Origin of the sequence: Rhodococcus sp. MEB064 (assembly GCF_000834565.1) — a bacterium.
Lineage (GTDB): Bacteria > Actinomycetota > Actinomycetes > Mycobacteriales > Mycobacteriaceae > Rhodococcoides.
In genome coordinates, this window is record NZ_JXQS01000006.1 from 15,281 (window position 1) to 32,947 (window position 17,667).

Genomic DNA, 17,667 nt, shown 5'->3' on the forward strand with positions numbered 1-17,667 from the left:
CCGAAGACGAAAAGGCTGTCACCCATGAGCGACGTGTCGCCCGCTGATCTGGACGCCGTCTCCGCCCAACTGGGTCGCGAGCCCCGCGGTGTGCTGGAGATCGCCTATCGCACACCCGACGGCCGTCCGGCCGTGGTCAAGACCGCGCCGAAACTTCCCGACGGCACCCCGTTCCCCACGCTCTTCTACTTGACGGATCCCCGCCTCACCGCCGAGGCCAGCCGGCAGGAGTCGGCGGGCGTGATGCGCGAGATGACCGAGCGTCTCGGGGTCGACGAGGATCTGGCCGCCGCGTACCGGCGCGCGCACGTGGCGTATCTCGCCGAGCGCGACGAGATCGAGCCCCTCGGAACCGATTTCACCGGTGGCGGCATGCCCGACCGTGTGAAGTGCCTGCACGTGCTGATGGCTCATTCCCTGGCCAAGGGCCCGGGAGCCAACCCGCTCGGCGACGAGTCCGTGGCGCTGGCCGCAGAGGGCAAACTGCGTGGAACCGCGCTCCCGTCCGACTGGCCCACCATCGAGGAGCTCCGGGCATGAGAGTCGCCGCCATCGACTGCGGAACCAACTCGATCAGGTTGTTGGTGGCCGAGATCGACGACTCCGGACTTCACGATCTCGCTCGGGAAATGACGGTGGTCCGTCTCGGACAAGGTGTCGACGCCACCGGGTCGTTCGCACCGGAAGCGATCGAACGGACCGAGAAGGCTTTGGCCGAGTACGTGGGCATCATAGACAGGCTCGGCGGTGTCGACGCGGTTCGCATGGTCGCGACGTCGGCGACACGCGATGCCGACAACAGGCAGGTCTTCTTCGATATGACGCGCCGAGTTCTCGCTCCGGTCGCGAAGGATGCAGTCGCCGAGGTCATCTCGGGTGACGAAGAAGCACGACTGTCGTTCGCGGGTGCGGTCGGCGACCTCGATCCCGCCGACGGCCCGTTCCTCGTCGTCGATCTCGGGGGTGGGTCCACCGAACTGGTCCTCGGTGACGCCGACGGTGTTCGCGCTGCCTACTCGGCCGACATCGGCTGCGTCCGTCTCACCGAGCGTTGCCTCGAGTCCGATCCGCCCACCGAAGCGGAGCGCCGTGCAGGTCAGGCCTTCGTGGAGGAACGCCTCGAGCCCGCGTTCGACGCCGTGCCGGTCCGGGACGCTCGGACCTGGGTCGGAGTGGCCGGAACGATGACGACGCTGTCCGCCGTGGCACAGAACCTACCGGCGTACGACCCGGACCGCATCCATCTCTCGCGCATACCGTTCACCGATCTTCGTGACGTGTGCGACCGCCTGGTCGGGATGACCCGGGCGGACCGGTCCGCGCTGGGGCCCATGCACCCCGGCAGAGTGGACGTCATCGGCGGCGGATCGATCATCGCGGCGACGCTGGCCGAGCGCATCGGAGCCGAAGCCGGAATCGACACTCTGGTGGTCAGCGAACACGACATCCTCGACGGAATCGCGCTCAGTGTCGCCCGTGGGTGATCAGTAGGCCGTAGTCCCTCCACTCGTCGCGACCGTTCAGCGCGGTGGGATCGACGAACGTCGCGGTTGCCCAGATGTCGGCCCAGACGAGGTCCGGTCCGACCACCGTCGTCGAGAAGTCCTGCCTCACAGGCTGGTCGGTGATCGGATCGACGATGTGCCCGCCGCGTTCGGCCGAGCTCGATGTCGCCACGGCACCCACGGTCAGCGACACGGTGTCGGCAATCCGTCCGCGGTCCGTCGGATCCTGGATACCGATACGCCAGGGTCCGAAGTCCTGACCGTCCCGTCCGGTGCCGAACGCGATGTCTCCGCCGGCGTTGAGCGCGTAGGCGAGGCCGTCGAGACCGGTGAGCGAACGCACCGCTCGCGACACGGCCCACGCCTTGACGACGCCCGTCGGGTCGAAACCTCGCGATCCGTCGGGCCCGACCAGATCGGTCGTGAAGATGCCGCCGGTCTCCTGAAGGGCGCGGCGGCACAGCGATTCGACCTCGAGGACGGTCGGATCAGCAGCGGCAAGGGTCAGAGTCCCTGCACGGCAGCGCATCACGTCACTGTCGGCGCGCCACGTCGAGAACACGGCATCGGCTCGGCGTAGGTCGGTGAACGCGTCGGCAACCGCGTCGGCGATGTCGTCGCGATCGGTGTCGGCCGCCCGGACGTGCAGAGAGATCGGCAGGCCCATGATCTGCTCGACCCATGCCCGGGTGGTCATGCGAGGTGGGCTTGATCGAGTGCGGACTGCAGACTCTGGACATATCCCTCGGAGGTGACCGTGGCGCCGGAGACCATGTCGATGGATGCGCTCTGCGCCGCGACCGCCTCACTGCCCAGGACGGGAAGTGCGCGGGCATTGATCTGCTGATCCTTACCGTTCGCGGTGGGGTAGACGATGGCTGTCGCGTCACTCAGGGAGCCGTCCGTGACGGTGATCCGAACCTGGACAGGACCCCATCGAGTGTCGACCGATTCGCCGGTGAAAGTCTGCGCGGCAGTGGTGTTCGACTCGATCGCCGTGGGAACCGCAGTCTCGGTCGCGGCGGTATCCGTGGGTGCGGCGGCGGTGGCGACGACAGCCGTCATCGGCGTCGTTCCGGTGGATGTGTGGTAGCTGAATGCCAGAACGACGGCGGTGACCGTGCTGGCGAACCACCAGGATATGCGGCGCATGATGTCCCTCGAGAGTCGTAGTGTCAGAAGTTTTCGGTGTGGATCTGTCGCGGCGGTGTGCCGAGGGCCGACGCGGCCCGACGTACTGCTGCGGCCCACTCGGGAGGGCCGCAGACGAAGACGTCACGGTCCGCGACGTCGGGGCACAGCCGGGCGAGGACGTGAGTGTCGGACCAGCGAGCGGCATAAACCGGGAGCCAGCTGTCGCGTCCCGGAATGCGGTGCCCGTCCACCACCGCGTATCCGGCCCCGAGGCGATGCGTGATGTTGACGAGTTCGTCGTGCAGGACGGCGTCGGCACGCGTGCGGGCGCGGTTGATCACCATGACGTCACCCGGCGACGTCGAGAGGTCCTCGATCAGCGCGCGCATCGGAGTGATGCCGATGCCGGCGCCGATGAGCAGAGTCTTCGGTTGCGTGCGAGCGCCGGCGTGGATGTGCCCGTACGGTCCCTCCACGAGAACCCTCGTTCCGGGGCGCAGCTGCGTGAGTCGGGACGAGCCGTCTCCGACGATCGCGGCGGTGAACCGGAGAGTCGTGCCGTCCGGTGTCGCGGACAGCGAATACGGATGTGCGCGTGAGCATCCCGGGCCGTCCAGGAAACGCCACTGGAAGTACTGGCCCCCGTGCGCGTCGAGCCTGGCCACCCCGGGACCACCCACTGTCACCGAGACCACCGACTCGCTCTCACGGTGGACGCCGATCACCCGTATCGGCGATCGGAGCGACGTCCACGCCGGCAGGCCGATGCGGTACACCAGAACCGTTCCGGCACAAAGAATGTAGAGACCCCACCAGAACACGGTCGCCGTCGTCGACTGCTGGAAGGACTGGCCGGACCAGAGCTGGTGCGGGAGGGCGAGGCCGGTACCCAGATAGGCGTACAGATGGAGAAGGTGCCACGACTCGTAGCGCAGCCGTCCCCGTGCCACGCGCATGGAGGTGACCACGACCATGATCAACGCGGCGGTTCCGAGTACGGCGAGCACCATGCCGGGATAGTTCAGGACGAGATCGACCGCGGTGGGGACGATCCGGCTGGGATCGGCGGCGGCGTACCCGGCCGTGACGAGGACGATGTGCCCCATCATCGCGGCGAACGAGGTGAAGCCGACCACACCGTGCAGTCGAGTCAGATTCTGCTGGCCCCAAGCCTTCTCCACCCAGGGCACCCTCGCCATCAGGAAGATCTGCAGAAGCATCAGTGCGGACGCGATCAGTCCCAGGAGGCGGCCGGAGGATGTCAGCGCGGTGTCCCACGACCCTGCCAGGTCGTGCACGCCTCCGTCCGACACCCACAGCGAGACGACGACCAGGAGTACGGACCATCCGGCGAGCGCGGACACGTCGCGCCACCATCGATGGACGACCGGACCGCATGGCGCGGGGCGCACGGCGGTCCGTTCGGGCGACAAGGAGGTGTTCATGGGCCTGAGTTTCGGCGCCATGACTGCAGTGGGGCTGGGACGTACCCGGGTGTTCGCTGTGAGCGGCGATCAGTCGGGGCGGGGACCCAGCTTCCGCACAGTGGCAGGTGCGCGGGCCTCCCACGCTTCTTCGAGGAGTTCCCGCAGTTCGTCCTTGTCGACGGCCGGTAAGCGTATGAGCACCGAGGAGTGCTCGGCATAGTGGTCGGTGGTGAAGTACTTGTCGGGGTCGGACCGGATCAGGTCCTCGCGATCGTCGATGCTCGGCCGCCAGGCGAGAAGAACGTCCGGCATCTCGTGCAACCGTGCGAACAGGACGTCCTTCACGCGGAACCCCGGTGTGCCGTAGGACGGCTTCTCGGAAGTCCCGCGCAGCGACAGCGCTATCTCTCTGACGTCGTTCTCGGTCGACATGGCGCAATTCTGTCACTGCGCGGCCTGCATTACCGCAGAACGCGCCTGCGGCGATGTCCCTTGTGTTCCGTCGGGTCGACGGTGTTGGGTCGTATCGGACATGTGCCCCCCGACACAGTGTTCGTCGACGAGCAGGAGACCCATCGATGACCGTTCGTGACACCGAATCCTCGAGCGAGAAGGCTCCCACCGAGAAGGGTCTGGCGCGCACCGCGCAGGCCCTGGCCCGTGCGACCGAGAAATGGTTTCCCGACGCCTACATCTTCGCTCTGGTCGGCGTGCTGGTGGTGGCAGTGGCAGCGTTCGCCAACGGGTCGTCGCCACAGAACGTCGTCGACGCTTTCGGCAACGGGTTCTGGGATCTGACCGCGTTCACGCTACAGATGGCGATGGTGGTTCTCACCGGATACGTGGTGGCCACGTCGCCGCCGGTGGCCCGATTGATCACCCGGTTGGCAGCGCTGCCGAACAGTCCGCGAACAGCAGTCAGCTTCGTCGCTCTGATGTCGTGCTCGGTGTCGTTCCTCAACTGGGGACTGTCGTTGGTGTTCGGCGGACTGCTGGCGCGCGCCATCGCACGCCGCACCGACCTCCGCGTCGACTACCGAGCTCTGGGTGCCGCGGCCTTCATGGGACTCGGAGCCGTCTGGGCACTGGGCATGTCGTCGTCGGCCGCCCAGTTGCAGGCCACCGCGAGCTCGCTCCCACCGGCGCTGCTGCAGATCACCGGTGTGCTCGACTTCGGGACCACGATCTTCACCTGGCAGTCGCTGCTGATGTGCGTGATCATCATCGTGCTGACGGTGATCATCGCTCACCTGTCGGCGCCCACAGGACCCGCGATCAAGACGGCCGACGCCATGTCGGTCGACCTCGACGACACGATCGCCGAACCGCCCACTCGCACGCGGCCGGGAGAATGGTTGGAGTACAGCCGTGTCCTCCCGATCCTCGCGGGGGCGATGACGCTGGGCTGGCTGGTGTCGCAGCTGCTGTCCAAGCCCGTGTTGTCGGTCGTCAGCAGCTTGAACGGTTATCTGCTGGTGTTCCTGATGTTGGGGCTCGTGCTGCACGGCACTCCCCGACGTTTCCTCGACTCGGTGGCAAAGGCCGTGCCGGCGACAGCGGGCATTCTGGTGCAGTTCCCGCTGTACGCCGCCATGGCCGCGATCCTGACGAAATCCGAAGGGCGCGGCGGGTTCACCGTCTCGGAGCACCTCGCGACGTTCTTCACCGAGGTGGGTGGAGGCGGCGCTTTCGCAGTCGTCATCGCCGTCTACACCGTCATCCTCGGATTGTTCGTCCCGTCGGGCGGCGGCAAGTGGTTGGTGGAAGCGCCGTACGTGATGCAGTCGGCGACCGATGTGCAGATGAACCTCGGATGGACCGTGCAGATCTACAACGTCGCCGAGGCGCTGCCCAATCTGATCAACCCGTTCTTCATGCTCCCGCTCCTCGCCGTGCTCGGCCTGAGGGCGCGTGACTTGATCGGATTCACGTTCCTGCAGTTCATCTTCCACTTCCCGGTGGTGCTCCTGCTCGTCTGGTTGCTCGGGACCACGTTCACCTTCGAGGCGCCCGTGATTCCGGCCTAGATGCCGCGCCCGGTTGTGGGTGCGCCACGGGCCCGTGTCGGCCGCCGAGCGCTGCGCGCGGCGCAGAGCGGACTGTGCAGAGTGCGCCCACGGCCGGGCGCTGCGCACGGCGGACCCGGCCGCGCCCGGTGCGTCGTACCATCACCCGTATGTCGGAGATTCTGTGGACCGCGTCCGAGCTGTCGGCTGCGCTGGAGTCGTCCCGTCCACCGGTGCTTCTCGACGTCAGATGGGTTCTGGGCGATACGGAGGGCCATCGCAAATACGTGGACGCGCACATCCCCGGCGCCGTCTACGTCGACCTGCACACCGAACTCGCCGGCCACGGCGATCCCACGGACGGTCGTCATCCTCTGCCGGACATCGCCGATCTGCAGGCCAACGCACGGCGGTGGGGAATCGACGACGAGTCGACAGTCGTGGCCTACGACGCCACCGGCAACCTCGCCGCAGCGCGCGCCTGGTGGCTGCTGCGGTGGGCAGGCCTGTCCACCGTGCGCCTGCTCGACGGTGGGTTGGGCGCGTGGACCGCAGCTGGCAGAGAGACTCGTTCCGGCGAGGAGACTGCGGCGCGCGTCGGAACGGTGACGTTGTCGCCGGGGCACCTGCCGACGGTGTCGTCGGACGAGGTGGCGACGTTCGTAGGCACGGTTCTCGATGCGCGCGCGGGGGAGCGGTACCGCGGTGAGGTGGAACCGATCGATCCACGAGCCGGCCACATCCCGGGCGCCATCAGTGCGCCGACGTCGGACAATCTGACTCGCGACGGTGTCTTCGCGGATCCGTCGACCCTGCGAGACCGGTTCCGCGCGTTAGGCATTCGACCGGGTGACCAGGTGGCGGTCTACTGCGGGTCCGGAGTGACCGCTGCCCACCAGATTGCAGCTCTCGCGGTGGCCGGCGTCGATGCGACCCTCTATCCCGGATCGTGGTCTGCATGGTCGTCGGATCCCGATCGGCCCGTGGAGACCAGCTGATCGCATCGCCCGATAGGGTATTCCGCGACAGGCCCCCATAGCCCAATTGGCAGAGGCAGAGGACTTAAAATCCTTGTGTTGTCGGTTCGAGTCCGACTGGGGGCACCGCTACATCCGGGCCCGCTCCGTCCAGCCATGATGCGCGATCGCTGCGGAGATCGTCGCGCGTTCGCGGGTATCTCCCATTCCGATGAAATGCGTGATCGCCATGGGCGCGAGCAACTCTGTGACGGTGTCGGTGAGGTCGTCGTACTGCCCCGCGGCCTCGAGTGAGATGAAACCGTGCACCATGCTCCACAACTGCGCCGCGATCTGCGTGCCGGTGTACCCCTCGGTGCGACCGGTGTCGACCAAGCGCCCGCACGAGCGAACCAACACTGCATAGGCCTCTGTGAAGTGACGTCGTGCTGCACCGCCTTTCTTCGGTGGTGCAGCACGGATCCCTCCGCGGGTCGACAGCCCGAACATCAAGTCGTACAGATGAGGGTTGGCCAGAGCCATGTCTCGCGCGGACAGGGCCATGGCGAACAGTTGTGCGCCGGGGTCGGCATGGACGTTCTCCGCCTCGAGCATCGCAGCTTTCAGGGTGTCGTAGCCCCGAGCGACCACCTCGTCGAGGAGCCCCCGCATGTCGCCGAAGTGGTGGTAGACCGAAATCGTCGTCGACCCGGCCTGCTCGCTGATCCGCCGAACCTTCAGTTCGCCCGGTCCGTCCGTTGCGAGCACTGCAACGGCTGCAGCGATCAGTCGTTCACGAACCGGAACGTCATCCGGCGGTCGAGGCGTGGACATACCCACCATGCTCTCACCTCGGCCATGCACTCGAGTTCGACTGCCGCCACCTTCCGCACACATTGACCGCTGTGAACTGCTATAAACCTGTTATGCAGATTCTTCAGTCGTCGACGTCTCGCCGATCCAAGCCCGCGGTTCTGCTCACGCTGTGCTTCGCCGTGTTCGTCGTCAACGTCTCGACGACGATCGTCAACATCACGCTGCCCACCCTGGTCGGCGCGCTGGGTGCGTCCACGAGAGATCTGCTCTGGATCGTCGACGCGTTCAACCTGGCGTTCGCGGCACTGGTTCTCGCTGCAGGATCGCTGAGCGACCGGTTCGGGCGCCGGCCGTTCCTGCTCGGCGGCCTGCTCCTGTTTCTCGTGGCATCGCTGGGCGGCGCGTGGAGTGGGAACGCCGATCAACTCATTCTGTGGCGGGCGTTGGCCGGTATCGCGGCGGCGGTGGTCTATCCCGTAACCCTGTCGATCTTGACGAATGTGTTCACGGAACGGTCGGAACGCGTCACCGCGATCGCATTGTGGGGCGCGGCGACAGGAATCTCCGTCGCTGTCGGTCCCGTCATCGGCGGCGCGCTGATCGAGCATTTCTGGTGGGGATCCACACTCGTGTTCAACGCGGCGGCGGCGGCGCTCACCATACTTCTCGCGGTTCGTCTGGTGCCGAATTCGAGTGACCCGTCCACGCCACCACTGGACAAATCCGGGTTGGCGTTGTCCATCCTGGCGTTGGGTTCACTCGTTCACGCCATCATCGAGGCGCCTGACCGCGGATGGTCGTCCGGAGCAACCTTTGCCGGATTCGCTGTGGCAGCACTACTTCTGACAGCCTTCGTCATCCGCGAAGCTCGGGCCGAGCATCCGATGCTCGATGTGCGGTTGTTCACCAACATGCGATTCACCGCGGCCAGCGGCGCGGTCACCAGCGCCTTCTTCGCGATGTTCGGCTTCATCTTCCTGGTGACGCAGTACTTCCAATCCGTGAGAGGTTACGGAGCATTCGAGACCGGCGTCCGGATGCTTCCGGTCGCGAGTTCGATCGCCCTCTTATCACTGATCGGACCTCGACTCGCAGTCGCAGTCGGCACGAAAATCGTTGTGGCGAGCGGACTCGGCTCTCTCACTCTTGCCTTCGCGTGGACATCGACGGTGGGTACGGACACCGGGTACCTCCAGATTGCCGGGCAGATGATCCTGCTCGGCGCCGGCCTCGGATTGATCAGCGCCCCGGCGACCGAGGCGATCATGGGCGTCGTGCCGAACGACAAGGCGGGCATGGGGTCGGCGGTCAACGATGCGACCCGTGAACTGGGCGGCACCCTCGGCGTCGCGGTCATCGGGTCGGTCGCGCTGTCGGTCTACCGAGACGGCTTGGATTCCGAATTGCCGACCGCCGTTCTCGAGCCTGCCCGCGAGTCTGTCGGCGCCGCTCTCGCTGCGGCACAACAGGTGTCGGTGACGCTCGGGGACACGGGAGCCACCCTGGGTGATCAGCTGTCCACCCTCGCCCGCGCAGGGTTCGTCGACGGCTTCTCCACGGGCAGCATCGTGGCGGGTTCGGTCACGGCTTTGGCCGCGGTTCTCACGCTCGTCTTCCTGCCGTCCCACCCGGAGAAGGGCCAGGAGTCGCGCAAGGAATAGAGCGTGGGCGCCGATCGTGGACATCGACCCCCGCCAGGCGGTGGTCAAGGTCCACGATCAGTCCCGAGCTTTTCCGCCGTCGGTCGAGTGGACCGGGGCGTCGGAAGAGGACATGAACCGGTCGACGTGAGTCCAGAAATGCGCAGTTGCGTCAGGGTCGAATTCGCCGGGCATCTCCACATCCGTGAAAAGGTGACCGCTACCGGGGTACTGGAAGTACTCGGCCGGCGCACCGGCGGCATTCACCGATGCCATCACCGATTCGACCGATCCGGCAGTCTTGAACGGGTCGTCGACCGCGTAGTGGAGTTGCACCGGAACACCGTCAGGCCAGCGATCGACGTCGATCATGTGGAGCGGAAGAGCTCCGGAGCAGAGCACCGCACCCCTCACTCGGCGCCGCGTAGCAACGAAAGTCGCCATTCCACCTCCATTCGAAAACCCGAGGAGGGCGAAGCCGTCGGGTAGGTGCGACACCCCGGTCAGTGCCCTTTGCATCAATGCAGGGAACCCGATGTCCGAGGCGAATGCTTGGGCAGAACCGTAGTCGTCGAAGGACCGACCTTCGTACTGGTCGACGACAGTCACATCGTGACCGGCATCCCGCAGGTGGTCGGCGGCGTCCCGAATACCCTGTCGCACTCCGAGAACAGAGTGGAAAACAGCAATAGCGACCATGAGATCCCCCGGTCCTCGCGTTCGACATGTCGACCGTACTCGCGAGATGCCGACGGCGAGCACCAACCTTTCAGGTGGTCAGGGCGCAACCAAGCACAGCGGGCCGACAGGAGTGGCGGGGTTGACGGTCACGGTGGCGACGGGTCCACCTGCGGAGGTCTCGTAGGCCATGAGCGAATGTTCGCCGGGCGTCGTGGGGGTCCACAGTGACACCTTGTATCCGGCGATCACCGGCGACGACCAGTAGGGGTCGAACTGCCACGCGAATTCCTCGATGGGCATGATCGAATCGGGATCGAGCGGTGCGATGTCCACACGCGGTCCGGACGCATCTGCGGTACGAGCGACGGCGATGTAGGTGCAGCCGACGCCGTAGGGCGTCGTCGGCCCCAGGCTGAGGCCGGGAAGTATGTCGAGGTCGACGACCTCGGCGGATGCCGTTCCGGACGACAGGACAAGGCCTCCCGTGCAGACAGCGGCAACGAGGCACGAACGGGTGATCAGCGACAGAGTCATACCACCTGGTCGGTGCAGACGCGCCGTCCGTTACATCGTCGGCCTTGTGCACGTGCACACCCGCCCTGGCGACGTCATGTCCCGACATCCATCGTTCGGTCGACGCTCGTCACCCAGGATGGGGGGATCGACCTGATCGGGTCGGACGGCACGTACGGGAGGGATGTCGAGACGTGATCATGACGATCCGCTGGCTTCTGCGTATGCGGGGCTTCGGCCGGACCGCTCGGGTCGGGGATTCACTGGAGACACGCTTCCGCGTGCAGCTCGTCGATCTCGACATCCTGATGCACATGACCAATGGTCGGTACCTGTCGATTCTCGACGCCGCCCGCATCGCGTACTACGCGAAGACCGGCCTGTGGCGGCAGTTCCGAGCCCGCGGGTGGTCTCCGGTGGTCACCGCGCAGACCATCACGTACGGCCGGTCGTTGACTTTCCCCAAGGCCTTTCGCGTGCGGACACGGTTGCTCGGCACCGATGCGAAGAATCTGTATTTCCAGCAGATCTTCCACATCGGCGACATCGACTACGCCACCGCACTGGTGTCCGTCCGCATCATCGACAAGGCAGGCGGGTCCGTGGCGCCCGACCGAGTGCTCGAGCTCGACGGCGTCTTCGTTCTGCCGGATCACCTTCCGGCGGAGGTCGTCGAGTGGTCGACACTGTCCAGAACGTCCTAATCAGCGGAAGAGCACCAGTCATGACGACACCTCGATCGAGCCCCGACCATCACGTGTTGGCCGTCATCGGTTCCGGCTTCGCGGGTATCGGGGCCGCCATCCGCCTCGAAAGTCTGCACAAGGGCAGCGTCGTGCTGTTCGAACGCGCCTCGACGTTGGGCGGTGTCTGGCGCGACAACGACTACCCGGGCGCTGCTTGCGATGTGCAGAGTTTGCTGTATTCCTTCTCGTTCGCGCCGAGTCATCGCTGGCGTCACACCTACGCCCGGCAGTCGGAAATCAGGGCGTATCTCGACGACGTCGCCCGCACGCACGGGCTGCTGCCGCGACTGCGGACTAACTGCCCGGTGACGTCCGTGACGCGAGATGCGTCCACGGGGCGGTGGACGCTCGAGACGGCGCGGGGAACGTCGACGGCGGACCACGTCGTTGTCGCGACCGGGTCGCTGGCCGACCCGTCACTACCCTCCATCGAGGGGATCGACGACTTCGACGGTCCGGTGTTCCACTCGTCGCAGTGGGACCACGACGTGGATCTGACCGGAAAGCGTGTCGCGGTCGTGGGTACCGGTGCGTCCGCGATCCAGTTCGTTCCGAAGATCCAACCGTTGGTGCAGTCCCTCACGGTCTTCCAGCGGACCGCTCCCTGGGTCATGCCGCGGGACGACCAACCCATCTCGGCGAAGAAGCGTCGGCTCCTGAAGTCGGTGCCGGGATTCCAGCGAGCTGCCCGCGCGAAGATCTACGCCGAGCGCGAGATCAAGCTGCTGGCGTTCCGGAATCCGGCTCTGATGCGCATCGGGGAGAAGGAGGGCCGCGCGCATCTGCACCATGCGGTGAGCGATCCGGTCCTGCGCGAGAAGCTCACACCGTCGTACCGGATGGGCTGCAAGCGGATTCTGCTGTCCGACGAGTACTACCCGGCACTCGCGCAGCCGAACGTCGCGGTCGAGACGGTCGGTGTCTCGACGGTGACGCGCACCGGGGTCGTGGACGCGAACGGAACTACTCACGAGGTCGACGCGATCATCTTCGGCACGGGCTTCGACACGAGCCGACTTCCGTTGACGGACAGCATCATCGATGAAAATGGGCGCACGATGGCGGACAGTTGGGGTGAGAGCCCCCGTGCCTATCTGGGTACGACCGTCGCGGGCTTCCCGAATCTGTACCTGATGCACGGTCCCAACATCGCTCTCGGACACACCTCGGTCATCATGATGTTCGAGTCGCAACTGCAGTACATCGAACGCGCCATGAGGCACGCGATCGAGGCGCGCGGGTCCATCGAGCCGACGGAGCGGGCGCAGGCCGAGTATTCCGAGCGGATCGACGAACTGACCGAGGGGACGGTCTGGACGAGCGGCGGATGTTCGAGCTGGTATCTCGATCCCGCCGGGCGCAACAGCAACCTGTGGCCCGGCAGCATCCTCGGATATCGCAGCCGCGCAGTGCGATTCGACCCCGCCCGCCACAATGTTCGGCCGACGGCAGTGTCGCGATGACCGACCCGATCGTCCTTCTCCACGGTCTCGGTGGGTCGCACGCGATCTGGGATCGCGTGCGACCTCTGCTCCCGGGCACGGTGTCAGCGCCGGATCTTGCGGGCACGGAGTCGATCGAGGTCGATGCGCTGGACGTCGCGCGCCGGATTCGAGCAGCCGACCTCGGCCCCGTGATATTGGTGGGTCATTCGCGAGGGGGACTGGTGGCGACGTCGGTCGCCGAACAGTTTCCGACGCTCGTGGGCCGCCTCGTGCTGGTGGCCACTCCGCCCACGGTGGCGTCCCGACTCACGGCACGGGGCTTCTCCGAAACGGTGTTGGGGATTCCGGTGCTCGGTGCGGCCGTGTGGAGTGCGCTGCCGGACACGTCGTTGGAGCGTGGCCTCGCTACGGCATTCCTGCCGGGCGGTGCCGTTCCGGACTTCGCCGTGCGGGATCTCCGTGACACCGGGCTGCAACGTTTTCGCGCATCGTCCGCGGCGGTCGACACCTACCTGGACGGGATGCCACTGGGTCCACGGCTGGGGACGCTCGAGTGTCCCGTGTCCGTCGTCTACGGACTCGACGATCGGCGCGTGGATTCGAGCGCCATGGCCGACAGTGCGTCCGGCCGAGGGGTGTCCGCCTACCCTCTCCCGCGGGAAGGGCACGGCGCTCCGTGGAGTTCGGCAGGTGCTGTGGCAGCGGTGATCACGGGAACCGCGCAGCCGGGTGACGCCGAACGACCCACGTCGAGGCCGGCTCCCCGCCTGCGGCCCGTTCGGTGGACGCCGCCGAAGGCCACCGACCGAGCGCGGCGGGCGTCGAGCGCGCAGCGTATGTCGCCGATCAGGCGTCTCGAACTTCCAGGCAGAGGACCGGAAGATGTGCGGCTGGACTCGCAGGGGCGTGTGCTGACAGGACTCGAAGACGGGCGCATCCTGCGCGTGACCTTCGACAGCACCACCCACACGGTCGAGACACTTGCCGACACCGGAGGCCGTCCGCTCGGCATCACCGTGCTGGACGACGACACGGTCCTGGTGTGCGACGCGGAACGAGGCGTTCTGCGCGTCGATCTCGCGAGCGGGCGAGTCGAGGTGCTGGTCGATCAGCTCGACGGCGAGCCGATCACGTTCGCCTCCAACATCGTTCGCGGTCGATCGGGCACCCTCTACTTCACCGTGTCCACCCGACGGTTCGGGTTCCACGACTTCCTCGCGGATCTCCTCGAGCACTCGGGTACCGGACGAGTCGCCGTGCTCCCACCGGACGGGCCGGCCCGCACCCTGGTGGACGGACTCCAGTTCCCGAACGGACTGACCGTGTCGGACGCGGAGGACGCGGTGACGGTGGCGTCGTCCGGTGACTTCCGCATCACGCGCTACCCGGTCGTCGACGGTCGAGCGGGCGCGCCGACCGTCCTGGAGGACAACCTGCCGGCGTTCCCGGACAACGTCTCCGCCGACGGCGACCTCGTCTGGGTGGCGATGGCGACCCCACGCAGTGCGCTCCACGATCGGGTCGCGCAGCTTCCGGGGCTCTTTCGTCGGATCGCGTACCGACTTCCCGAGTCGGTTCGCGAAGGCGAATCGACGACCTGGGTGATCGCGGTGGACGAGCACGGCACCGTCGTCCACGACCTCCAGTCGTCGGAACCCGGGTACAAGATGGTGACCGGCGTCGTCCGTCGTGGACCGCATCTGGTTCTCGGCAGCATCACCGAGTCGGCGCTCGCTGTCGTCGGCGCGCCGACGGCGGTCGAGTCATGAGCCACGATCTCACCGGCATGGTCCTGGTCGTCACCGGAGCGGCGGGCGGGATCGGATCCGCCACGGCCCGAGCATGTTCGGAGCGTGGCGCGACCGTCGTACTGCTCGATGTGGACGAGGGCGGACTGGCTCGCACCGCGCAGTCGCTGGTGGGCGACTGCGACACCCATGTTCTCGATGTTCGGGATGCCGACGCTTGCCGACGGGTGATCGACACGGTCGTCGCCGACCGGGGTCGCATCGACATCGTCTGGGCCAACGCCGGGGTGTCCGAGTACGGGCCCGTCGACCTTCTCCCGGAGGGTGCGTGGAAACGCGTCGTCGACATCAACCTGATCGGCGCGCACAACGTCGTGAGGGCTGCACTGCCCGCGGTCATGGCGTCACGTGGGTACGTGGCGTTCACCTGCTCGTGGGCGTCGTTCGCGCATCAGCCCGGACACACGGCGTACGCAGCGGCCAAAGCCGGATTGGAAGCATTCGCCGATTCACTTCGGCTGGAACTGAGCGGAACGGGGGTGCGGGTGGGGTCGCTCCACCCCGGGTGGATCGACACCGCCATGGTCACCGGAAAAATGGGGCGCCCCGCCTTCGCTGCGTTACTCGCGGCGCTACCGGGGCCTTTCGGTGCGGTCACACCGCTGGACGACATCGTGCCGCACATCGTTCGGTCTCTGGAACGGCGCTCGGCGCGCACGGTGTACCCGCGAGTTGGTCGGGTACTGCTGGTCCTGCGCGCCGCGCTGCCCACACGCGTGTTCACGGCGCGCAGTCGAGCTGCCGCACCCGAGATCCGGCGCCTCGCGACGGAGGATATGACACGCTCGTGACGACGAGAGGCGACCACGATGGGTGACGACAGGGCGATGACACGAGAGCGCGAGATCGCCGCGCGCATCACCTCCCTCGTCGCCGATGCCGACGACCAACTCGATGCCGTGGCATCCGAGCTGACCACGTTGTATCGCAGAGACATTCCCGTGTACGACTCTGTCACGCACGCCGAGGTGCAGCGCAACACTCGCGCGATCCTCGACATCGTGCTCCGACGTCTGCGCAGCGATGCCCCCGAGGTGGACTCCCACGACGTCACCGATCTGGTCCGGTTGTGGGCCGGTCAGACGATTCCGCTCGAACTCGTGGCCCACAGCATCCAGCTCGGGGCGCGCGAGCTGTTCAAGATGGTTCGCCGGAACGCGGCCGAGCAGGGTCTGTCGACGGACGCCGTGGACGACATCCAGGACATGATGTGGGAATGGGCCACGTCCTACTCGGCGGCGGTGAACACGGTGGTTCAGGAGCGTGCGGTCGCGGGTGCGACGCGGCGCGCAGATCTTCTCCGGCAGCTGATCGAGGGTTCGTACGTGCCGGCGGTACTGCAGGCCCACGCCTCGGAGCACGGTATCGACATCGGGCACCATTACCGCGTCGCATGCCTGGCGTGGAACGACTCATCGACAGTGTCGGACGTCCGAGCCATGCTTCGTATCCGCTGCGGCGGTGGCGGTCTCGTGGTCGTCGACGCGGTCATCGACGGTTTCCTGGTGGCACTGCTTCCCCGGGTTCCCGACGGGATGGACGCGGCAGTGTCGGTCGGTGTCGGCGACGCGCTTCCGGTATCGGGCGCTCGGGCGTCGTTCCGGCAGGCGCACCTCGCCCTGGATCTCGCCACCAGGTTCGGCCGGGCGGGAGTTCTCGATCTCGCGGCGCTCGGACCCCTCCCGTTGCTCGCGCTGGGGGAGGAGTCGGCCGACAGGCTCGCCTCTGCGCATCTCACCCCGCTGCTGGAACGCGGCCCGTCCGGACGCGACATCATCGACACCGTGGCGGCGTACCTCGAGCACGATCGACGTGTCGACGACACCGCGGCCGCGCTGTTCGTCCACCGCAACACCGTCCGCAATCGCGTCGCACGGTTCGGAGATCTCACCGGTCTGGACATCGACAGGACGACAGACCTGGTCCTGGCCTGGTGGCTACTGACGAGGGAGCGCACCGCCGGCTCGACTGTCGAGGATCCCGCGTTCTAGAGCGGGGACCGTCTTCCGCATCCGCGGGCGCAGGATCGCATCCCAGAGCCGGCCGGTGAACACGCCGCGAACAGTGTCGACTCCGCGGAGCGCGCCGGGTACGTACACCTTTCGGCGACGGCGGACGATGGCAGCGACGAACGTGTCGACGCAGTCGCTCAGCTCGGTCACCACACCGAAAGGCCACGGCAGTTCCTCGATACCGTCGCGCACGGCGGCGATCCTGTGCTGGGAGTCGAACATCGGTGTCCGGACGAACGCAGGGTGGGCGACTCCGACTCCGACGCCTTTGTGCGCTACTTCGAGGCGCAACCCTCCGCCGAAAGCTTCGACTCCGGTCTTCGCCGCGGCGTAGGCAGCCTGTCCGGGAACAGTTTTGAGTGCGGCGGCCGACGAGACCAAGAGATAGAAACCTCGCTGTGCCGTGATTGCCGGCAGCGTCGCGTGCACGGTCCGGATGACACCGATCAGGTTGATCTCGACGATACGTGCCAAGTTCTCGACGTCGCTGATGGCGACAGTGCCGGCCTCCGCGATGCCGGCGTTTGCCAGGACGATATCGAGGCAGCCGTATTCCGACAGCACCTCGGTCACAACAGCTTCGAGGGATGCGCTGTCGGTGACGTCGGCGCTGAACGCACGGTGCCGTCCGTGGTGTGACGTCGGGAGGCTCGCCAGGACGTCGGCGGGAATGTCGCTCCGATCCACCAGGACGACATGGGCGCCCATCGATGCCAGCCGACGTCCCGTCTCGAGCCCGATGCCCGATGCGCCTCCCGTGATGAGTACGACCTTGCCGGATACCGACTTCATGCGTCGACTGCCCTTCTTCCGAGAGTGATGATGTCGTCGATCATCTCCGGTGGTGGCCGCGGCAAGTAGGTACCGCGGTCCACCGTTGTCGCGGCGCTGCTGTGCGTGTGCACACGATGCCGCGTCGGGTCCACCGGTCGCTTCTGCCATCGGCGTAGTCTCGAGACCGCCGACGACGTCTGGAGG

18 protein-coding genes and 1 tRNA gene are annotated in these 17,667 nt (G+C 66.5%); 11 read left to right on the top strand and 8 right to left on the bottom strand.

Annotated elements, in window-relative coordinates:
* Positions 1-24: 24 nt before the first annotated feature.
* Together RU01_RS02780 and RU01_RS02785 are read left to right on the top strand one after the other, a co-directional pair.
* Positions 25-540, top strand: a complete 516-nt coding sequence (locus tag RU01_RS02780; protein ID WP_042572989.1) for a DUF501 domain-containing protein — start codon at positions 25-27, stop codon at positions 538-540.
* Positions 537-1,484 (top strand): Ppx/GppA phosphatase family protein, encoded by a 948-nt coding sequence (locus RU01_RS02785; RefSeq protein WP_042572990.1) that lies wholly within the window; start codon positions 537-539, stop codon positions 1,482-1,484. The genes RU01_RS02780 and RU01_RS02785 overlap by 4 nt, the downstream gene beginning before the upstream one ends.
* Here the strand turns inward: RU01_RS02785 and RU01_RS02790 are convergent.
* The 4 genes from RU01_RS02790 to RU01_RS02805 form a co-directional block, all read right to left on the bottom strand.
* Positions 1,465-2,202, bottom strand: a complete 738-nt coding sequence (locus RU01_RS02790) for an FAD:protein FMN transferase (RefSeq protein WP_042572991.1) — start codon at positions 2,200-2,202, stop codon at positions 1,465-1,467. The genes RU01_RS02785 and RU01_RS02790 overlap by 20 nt on opposite strands.
* Positions 2,199-2,657: an FMN-binding protein gene (locus RU01_RS02795; protein WP_042572992.1), complete on the bottom strand. Its 459-nt coding sequence runs from the start codon at positions 2,655-2,657 to the stop codon at positions 2,199-2,201. The genes RU01_RS02790 and RU01_RS02795 overlap by 4 nt, the downstream gene beginning before the upstream one ends.
* A 23-nt stretch (positions 2,658-2,680) precedes the next feature.
* Positions 2,681-4,084 carry a ferredoxin reductase family protein gene (locus RU01_RS02800; RefSeq protein WP_156148766.1) on the bottom strand — a complete coding sequence of 468 codons (1,404 nt, stop codon included), beginning with the start codon at positions 4,082-4,084 and terminating at the stop codon, positions 2,681-2,683.
* Positions 4,085-4,153: 69 nt separating this feature from the next.
* Positions 4,154-4,498 (bottom strand): MmcQ/YjbR family DNA-binding protein, encoded by a 345-nt coding sequence (locus tag RU01_RS02805; protein ID WP_042572993.1) that lies wholly within the window; start codon positions 4,496-4,498, stop codon positions 4,154-4,156.
* A 146-nt stretch (positions 4,499-4,644) separates the two neighbouring features.
* On the opposite strand from RU01_RS02805, the gene RU01_RS02810 reads away from it, so the two are divergent.
* From RU01_RS02810 to RU01_RS02820, 3 genes are all read left to right on the top strand, one after another.
* A complete protein-coding gene (locus RU01_RS02810) occupies positions 4,645-6,093 on the top strand; it encodes a short-chain fatty acid transporter (RefSeq protein ID WP_042572994.1) in 1,449 nt (482 codons plus the stop codon).
* Positions 6,094-6,242: 149 nt separating this feature from the next.
* The gene (locus RU01_RS02815; RefSeq protein ID WP_082042843.1) at positions 6,243-7,070 is read left to right on the top strand and encodes a sulfurtransferase; all 828 of its coding nucleotides are present in this window, start codon (positions 6,243-6,245) and stop codon (positions 7,068-7,070) included.
* A 31-nt stretch (positions 7,071-7,101) separates the two neighbouring features.
* Positions 7,102-7,175: transfer RNA gene (locus RU01_RS02820), tRNA-Leu, on the top strand.
* A gap of 3 nt (positions 7,176-7,178) precedes the next feature.
* Here RU01_RS02820 and RU01_RS02825 read toward each other — a convergent pair.
* Positions 7,179-7,862, bottom strand: coding sequence for a TetR/AcrR family transcriptional regulator (locus RU01_RS02825; RefSeq protein ID WP_197074669.1), 684 nt, complete (start codon positions 7,860-7,862; stop codon positions 7,179-7,181).
* Positions 7,863-7,954: 92 nt separating this feature from the next.
* Between RU01_RS02825 and RU01_RS02830 the strand changes: the two genes are divergently transcribed.
* Positions 7,955-9,505, top strand: a complete 1,551-nt coding sequence (locus RU01_RS02830; RefSeq protein ID WP_042572996.1) for an MFS transporter — start codon at positions 7,955-7,957, stop codon at positions 9,503-9,505.
* A 57-nt stretch (positions 9,506-9,562) separates the two neighbouring features.
* Here RU01_RS02830 and RU01_RS02835 read toward each other — a convergent pair whose 3' ends face one another.
* Both RU01_RS02835 and RU01_RS02840 read right to left on the bottom strand, forming a co-directional pair.
* Positions 9,563-10,183, bottom strand: a complete 621-nt coding sequence (locus RU01_RS02835; protein ID WP_042572997.1) for a dienelactone hydrolase family protein — start codon at positions 10,181-10,183, stop codon at positions 9,563-9,565.
* Between the two features lie 78 nt (positions 10,184-10,261).
* Positions 10,262-10,699 (bottom strand): hypothetical protein, encoded by a 438-nt coding sequence (locus RU01_RS02840; protein WP_042572998.1) that lies wholly within the window; start codon positions 10,697-10,699, stop codon positions 10,262-10,264.
* A 179-nt stretch (positions 10,700-10,878) separates the two neighbouring features.
* On the opposite strand from RU01_RS02840, the gene RU01_RS02845 reads away from it, so the two are divergent.
* Genes RU01_RS02845 through RU01_RS02865 form a run of 5 tightly spaced genes read left to right on the top strand, consistent with a single transcriptional unit; the run spans position 10,879 to position 16,668 of the window.
* Positions 10,879-11,382, top strand: coding sequence for a thioesterase family protein (locus RU01_RS02845; RefSeq protein ID WP_042573057.1), 504 nt, complete (start codon positions 10,879-10,881; stop codon positions 11,380-11,382).
* A 20-nt stretch (positions 11,383-11,402) separates the two neighbouring features.
* Positions 11,403-12,887, top strand: coding sequence for a flavin-containing monooxygenase (locus RU01_RS02850; protein ID WP_042572999.1), 1,485 nt, complete (start codon positions 11,403-11,405; stop codon positions 12,885-12,887).
* A complete protein-coding gene (locus RU01_RS22720) occupies positions 12,884-14,638 on the top strand; it encodes an alpha/beta fold hydrolase (protein WP_052493094.1) in 1,755 nt (584 codons plus the stop codon). Before RU01_RS02850 ends, RU01_RS22720 begins: the two co-directional genes overlap by 4 nt.
* A complete protein-coding gene (locus tag RU01_RS02860; protein ID WP_042573000.1) occupies positions 14,635-15,468 on the top strand; it encodes an SDR family NAD(P)-dependent oxidoreductase in 834 nt (277 codons plus the stop codon). Before RU01_RS22720 ends, RU01_RS02860 begins: the two co-directional genes overlap by 4 nt.
* A gap of 36 nt (positions 15,469-15,504) precedes the next feature.
* On the top strand, positions 15,505-16,668 hold the full coding sequence (locus RU01_RS02865) for a PucR family transcriptional regulator (RefSeq protein ID WP_197074671.1): 1,164 nt from the start codon (positions 15,505-15,507) through the stop codon (positions 16,666-16,668).
* Here the strand turns inward: RU01_RS02865 and RU01_RS02870 are convergent.
* The gene (locus RU01_RS02870) at positions 16,615-17,631 is read right to left on the bottom strand and encodes an SDR family NAD(P)-dependent oxidoreductase (protein WP_082042851.1); all 1,017 of its coding nucleotides are present in this window, start codon (positions 17,629-17,631) and stop codon (positions 16,615-16,617) included. The genes RU01_RS02865 and RU01_RS02870 overlap by 54 nt on opposite strands.
* Between the last annotated feature and the right edge of the window lie 36 nt (positions 17,632-17,667).

Coding starts and splice junctions, on each gene's coding strand:
- RU01_RS02845 (WP_042573057.1), top strand. CDS start 10,879: ATGACGATCCGCTGGCTTCTGCGTATGCGGGGCTTCGGCCGGACCGCT.
- RU01_RS02800 (WP_156148766.1), bottom strand. CDS start 4,084: ATGAACACCTCCTTGTCGCCCGAACGGACCGCCGTGCGCCCCGCGCCA.
- RU01_RS02825 (WP_197074669.1), bottom strand. CDS start 7,862: ATGTCCACGCCTCGACCGCCGGATGACGTTCCGGTTCGTGAACGACTG.
- RU01_RS02860 (WP_042573000.1), top strand. CDS start 14,635: ATGAGCCACGATCTCACCGGCATGGTCCTGGTCGTCACCGGAGCGGCG.
- RU01_RS02870 (WP_082042851.1), bottom strand. CDS start 17,631: ATGGCAGAAGCGACCGGTGGACCCGACGCGGCATCGTGTGCACACGCA.
- RU01_RS02785 (WP_042572990.1), top strand. CDS start 537: ATGAGAGTCGCCGCCATCGACTGCGGAACCAACTCGATCAGGTTGTTG.
- RU01_RS02835 (WP_042572997.1), bottom strand. CDS start 10,183: ATGGTCGCTATTGCTGTTTTCCACTCTGTTCTCGGAGTGCGACAGGGT.
- RU01_RS22720 (WP_052493094.1), top strand. CDS start 12,884: ATGACCGACCCGATCGTCCTTCTCCACGGTCTCGGTGGGTCGCACGCG.
- RU01_RS02865 (WP_197074671.1), top strand. CDS start 15,505: ATGACACGAGAGCGCGAGATCGCCGCGCGCATCACCTCCCTCGTCGCC.
- RU01_RS02805 (WP_042572993.1), bottom strand. CDS start 4,498: ATGTCGACCGAGAACGACGTCAGAGAGATAGCGCTGTCGCTGCGCGGG.
- RU01_RS02790 (WP_042572991.1), bottom strand. CDS start 2,202: ATGACCACCCGGGCATGGGTCGAGCAGATCATGGGCCTGCCGATCTCT.
- RU01_RS02795 (WP_042572992.1), bottom strand. CDS start 2,657: ATGCGCCGCATATCCTGGTGGTTCGCCAGCACGGTCACCGCCGTCGTT.
- RU01_RS02850 (WP_042572999.1), top strand. CDS start 11,403: ATGACGACACCTCGATCGAGCCCCGACCATCACGTGTTGGCCGTCATC.
- RU01_RS02840 (WP_042572998.1), bottom strand. CDS start 10,699: ATGACTCTGTCGCTGATCACCCGTTCGTGCCTCGTTGCCGCTGTCTGC.
- RU01_RS02780 (WP_042572989.1), top strand. CDS start 25: ATGAGCGACGTGTCGCCCGCTGATCTGGACGCCGTCTCCGCCCAACTG.
- RU01_RS02830 (WP_042572996.1), top strand. CDS start 7,955: ATGCAGATTCTTCAGTCGTCGACGTCTCGCCGATCCAAGCCCGCGGTT.
- RU01_RS02810 (WP_042572994.1), top strand. CDS start 4,645: ATGACCGTTCGTGACACCGAATCCTCGAGCGAGAAGGCTCCCACCGAG.
- RU01_RS02815 (WP_082042843.1), top strand. CDS start 6,243: ATGTCGGAGATTCTGTGGACCGCGTCCGAGCTGTCGGCTGCGCTGGAG.